This is a genomic window from Aminobacter sp. P4_D5 (assembly GCF_056401815.1).
The window spans coordinates 1-4,637 of the sequence record NZ_JBFUIP010000278.1 but is presented as its reverse complement, the minus strand read 5'-3'; the positions used below and the strand labels follow the sequence as shown (position 1 = coordinate 4,637).

Here is a 4,637-nt window from a genome sequence, read left to right as displayed (position 1 = left end):
CACGTACCCCATCTCGACGGATCGCAATTGCCGTCTCTTTCATTGACACGTCGAGGCCGATATATTCTTCCATGGCTGTTCTCCGTTGATGCTGGGCCCGGCGTCCAGTCGAGAGCCCGTACCTCATCTTATCGGGGAACAGCCACCGTCCAAGAACATGATCGAATCCAGAGCGGCGGTGCTCCCGCGATTACCCCATGTGGACGGCCCCCGACCCAGCGGCATCGCGATGTGCCAGGATGGCATTGTCAAAGGACCATCAGAGGGAAGGAACCGTCCGTATGCAAGTTATCACGATTGGATTGGATATCGCCAAGAACGTCTTTCAGGTTCACGGCGTCGATAACGCAGGACACGCGGTGCTCCGTCGAAAAGTCCGGCGCGATCAGCTTATTCCGTTGCTTCGCGATCTGGAGCCGTGCCTCATCGGCATGGAGGCCTGTGCGACGGCGCACCATTGGGCGCGGGAGCTGATTGCACTCGGGCATGTGGTTAAGTTGATGCCGCCGGCTTACGTAAAGGCCTACGTCAAGCGCAACAAAAACGATGCGGCCGACGCGGAAGCGATCTGCGAGGCGGTGACGCGACCGACAATGCGGTTCGTGGCTGTCAAATCGGCGGATGCCCAGAGCATTTTGATGCTTCATCGGACCCGCCACCTCTTGGTCCGGCAGCGCACAGCGCAAATCAGCGCCATGCGGGCGCATCTGGCCGAGTATGGCGTCGTCGCACCGAAGGGCCGGGCCCATGTCCGTGGTCTAATCGATGCTCTGGACAAGGGCGACGGGCCGCTCCCCGCGATAGCACGACAGGTTCTTGTCCTCCTCGCCCGAATGATCGAGGGGCTTGGCGCGCAAATCCGGAAGATCGAGATCGAGCTTTTGGAGTGGTATCGCACGAACCAGGTCTGTCGGCGGCTTTCAACCATTCCCGGAATCGGCTTCATCACGGCGACCGCCCTCGCCGCCACCGTAGTCGACGCAAAGGTCTTCCGCTCCGGCCGCCAATTCGCTGCTTGGCTCGGCCTTGTTCCAAAACAGCATTCCTCCGGTGGCAAAGACAGAATGGGAGGAATCTCGAAGATGGGAGATCGCTATTTGCGGCATCTCCTCGTCGTCGGCGCCACGGCGGTCGTCCGATACACGCGGCGAAAGGCGACGACTGTCAGTACCTGGGCGAACCAGTTGCTCGAGCGTAAGCCGGCACGGCTAGTCACAGTCGCTGTCGCCAACAAGGTAGCGCGGATCGCCTGGGCGGTGATGGCGCGTGAGGAAAACTACCGCGCGACGCCGTCAATGGCTTGAGGTTAACCGCCGGTCGCGCAAAATGACATCCAGTTTGGGCAGGAGAGAACGACATCAGTGATGCAGATCGGTCAAGCCGGGGATCGGGAGAACCTGAGTGATTCAACGCGCATCGCAGCGCGGCAACTTGATGAGGGCCCGATCCACCGACACCATCATGGCCAGCGGCCTGAGGCCGCACAAAACAGGCCGAACACATGAATGAACCTGACCGCTTCAGTATTGCCATTGTCAGAATCTTCTTGCTCAACGGGGGTCGTCCACACATGAATCACAAAACAGCCCAAACCGGAATCTGGAGGCTTCTGTGAGGTCCGCATGCACAACAAGGGCGCTGTTTCGGCGTCGGACCTCATTGTAAGCCGGATTGAGCGAAGCCGCGGGAAGGTCAGGCGCTATGGGGATTGTGTCGGACCCGGCTGGTCGGGTCATTTGAAGATTGGCTGCCGAACGCTGTATCTCCTGGCGGTGGGACACACATTGACGGCGTCAGCGACGGCGCTGTGCCGATGGTCGGGCCTGATGTTGCCGCGATGGGCGCCGTTGAGTGATCCAGTTTGTCGCGTTGCAGGATGTTGGTCGGCAGAGATCTGCCGGCGCAGTTGACGACCGATACCGAATACAGTGATTTGGGCGCGTTCGGTGGGATCATGAAGTGTCGTTCCAGAAGGGATGAGGCGGCGTTTCTCCGCACCGCCAGATGCTGAATGTGATCATCTGCCCGCCGCAACAGGAGCAGCGGTGAGTTGCCGGGAGGGCGACGGCGGCGTCACATTCGACGCCCGGTTCAGCACCCTTCTGCAACGGGTTGGCCAGCAGATTGCGACACAGCTCGATCTTTGCGGCGCGATGGCCGTTGGCGAGGAACCCGTAATGGCGGATGCGGTGGAAGCCATCCGGCAGGGTGTGCAGCAGGAAGCGCCTGATGAACTCGTGCGCATCCAGCGTCATGAGCTTTGCTTTGCCGCGGTGTCGATAATCTCTCCAGCGGAACGCGACCTTGCCGTTGGCCGTGCTGACCAGACGGGAATTGGCGATGGCGACGCGATGGGTATAGCGTCCGAGATAGGCCAGTACCTGCTCTGGTCCGCCGAATGGTGGCTTGGCGTAGACGACCCATTCGAGGCGGCGGACCTCGGCAAGTTTGCGGTTGAACGCGGCGGGCGCCGCCAGATGGGCGAGATCGCCGAAGAAGCTCAACTTGCCYGCGTCATAGGCCGCCCGCAATTCTTGCAGAAAGAGCCGGCGGAACAGGCGCGACAGGACGCGCACCGGCAGGAAGAAGCCGGGCCGGCAGGCGATCCAACGCTTTCCATCGAGGGAGATGCCGCCGCCCGGCACGATGCAATGGATGTGGGGATGGTAGTGCAGGTTCTGGCCCCAACTGTGCAGCACCGCGATGAGACCGACCTCGGCGCCGAGATGTTTGGGATCGSCGGCGATCACGCGCAGCGTCTCGGCTGCGGCCTTGAACAAGATGGTGTAGAGCGCTGCCTTGTTTTGGAAGGCGATCGCCGCGATCTGCGTCGGTAACGTGAACACCACATGGAAATAGGCAACCGGCAGGAGTTCGTTCTGTCGCGCCGCGAGCCATTCCYGGCATGCCTGTCCCTGGCACTTCGGGCAATGCCGGTTGCGACAGGAATTGTAGGCGATGCTGATCGCCCCGCACGATCGACACCCTTGCACATGGCCGCCGAGTACCGCGGTCCGGCATAGCTCGATCGCGCTCATCGTGCGGCGTTCGACGCGCCCGAGATGACCGTCATGGATTTGTCGATATGACTCGCCATGGCGGGGGAAGATATCCGCCACCTCCGGTCTCGCCGGCATGCTGGCCGGCTCAGCCGGGCGGCACTACCTCGAGCTGCAGGCGGTCGAGCGGGCTTCCGTGCGGCGGATCAGGCCATTCGAGACCTTGGTGTAGCGCGCCGTGCTCGACAGATTGTTGTGACCGAGCAGAACCTGGATGATGCGGATATCGGTGCCGTTCTCCAGCAGATGCGTGGCAAAACTGTGCCGCAGCGTATGAACCGTCACGCGCTTGTCGATGCCGGCAGCAGTACGCGCCGAGCGGCAAGCCGAATAGAGAACCTGCACATCGATCGGCGCGGTTCCGTCACGACCGGGGAACAGCCAGTCCTTCGGCTTTGCCAGCCGCCAATAGACCCGCAGAATCCGAAGCAGTTGCGCCGACAGCATCACATAGCGGTCCTTGCCGCCCTTGCCATGCTCGACCYGAATGACGCCGCGCTCGCTGTCGATGTCGCGGACCTTCAGGCCAAGGGTCTCGGAGGCGCGAAGTCCCGCCGCGTAGGCCGTGGTAAGGGCCGTGCGCGTCTTCAGGCTCGGTACCGCCTCCAGAAAGCGCACAACCTCGTCGGTGCTCAAAACCACCGGCAGCGTGCGCGGCGAGCGGGCATAGGCGATCCGTTCCGGAATCTCGGCATTGCCAAGCGTCACGCCGTAAAAGAACCGCAGCGCGCATACCGTCTGGTTCAGCGCCGGCCACGACATCCCGTTCGCCACCAGATGCACCTGGAAGGCGCGAACGTCCTCCAGGCCAAGCCGATCCGGGGACCGGCCGGAATACCGGGAAAACTTCGCCACGGCGTGGATGTAGGATCGTTGCGTTGCCGGCGACAGATTGCGGACCGTCATGTCCTCGATCATCCGACGGCGCAGAGGGCTCATCTCGGCCATCTCAAAACTCCTGTTCTCAAGATTGCGCTTCAACAGCCGCAATCCTTCAAAACAGAAGCGTCATCCGCAAACCCGCGCACCAAATGCCGCGTCAGCGGCTTCGTTCAATCCCTCTCGATTCAATCTGAAAATCCGATGCTCTAGCGCAGCCAGGCAAGCGAAGCTTGCCGCCGGCGATCGAGCTCGGTGTGTTTGGGAAAGTTTGGTTGGGGGACCTCCGAGATCCCGTGCTTGCGACCCAGATCGCCCGCCTTCGCCCCCGCCTCGTGTTCGCGCAAAACCGCGATGATCTGCTCTTCCGTGAACCGCTTTCTCTTCATCAGTCCGTCCTTCGATCAAGGACCAGACTCTAATCTCAGATGGAGGAAAAACTCAGTGGCAGGTCAGCCTGGGCCTGATTGCTGGCCCCTACTGCGGCTTGGGATCGAACTGTCACCAGTTGCCAGATAGCAAAACGCCCCGCTTGAGGCGGGGCGTTTTGGGATTTGGATTTGAAGAGGTTTGGTTGCGGGGACAGGATTTGAACCTGTGACCTTCAGGTTATGAGCCTGACGAGCTACCGGGCTGCTCCACCCCGCGCCACCATTTTGCAGTTCCCGTTTTGCAGGCTTTGCCTGCGCAGATTAGGGC

2 protein-coding genes, 1 tRNA gene and 2 pseudogenes are annotated in these 4,637 nt (G+C 61.3%); 1 reads left to right on the top strand and 4 read right to left on the bottom strand.

What is annotated here, in order from left to right; all coding sequences use genetic code 11:
• Nucleotides 1–281 precede the first annotated feature (281 nt).
• Nucleotides 282–1,304, top strand: coding sequence for an IS110 family RNA-guided transposase (locus AC1DWF_RS30385; protein ID WP_476784077.1), 1,023 nt, complete (start codon nucleotides 282–284; stop codon nucleotides 1,302–1,304).
• A gap of 648 nt (nucleotides 1,305–1,952) precedes the next feature.
• Here the strand turns inward: AC1DWF_RS30385 and AC1DWF_RS30380 are convergent.
• From AC1DWF_RS30380 to AC1DWF_RS30365, 4 genes and pseudogenes are all read right to left on the bottom strand, one after another.
• A complete protein-coding gene (locus AC1DWF_RS30380; RefSeq protein WP_476784078.1) occupies nucleotides 1,953–3,137 on the bottom strand; it encodes an IS91 family transposase in 1,185 nt (394 codons plus the stop codon).
• 10 nt (nucleotides 3,138–3,147) lie between these two features.
• A pseudogene (locus AC1DWF_RS30375) lies at nucleotides 3,148–4,007 on the bottom strand (tyrosine-type recombinase/integrase).
• Between the two features lie 215 nt (nucleotides 4,008–4,222).
• A pseudogene (locus AC1DWF_RS30370) lies at nucleotides 4,223–4,327 on the bottom strand (transposase); the annotation flags it as partial.
• Between the two features lie 182 nt (nucleotides 4,328–4,509).
• A tRNA-Met gene (locus tag AC1DWF_RS30365) sits at nucleotides 4,510–4,586 on the bottom strand.
• Nucleotides 4,587–4,637: the final 51 nt, after the last annotated feature.

Bases quoted from the DNA above. Each gene is read 5' to 3' on its own strand.
- AC1DWF_RS30385 (WP_476784077.1), top strand. From the start codon at position 282: ATGCAAGTTATCACGATTGGATTGGATATCGCCAAGAACGTCTTTCAG.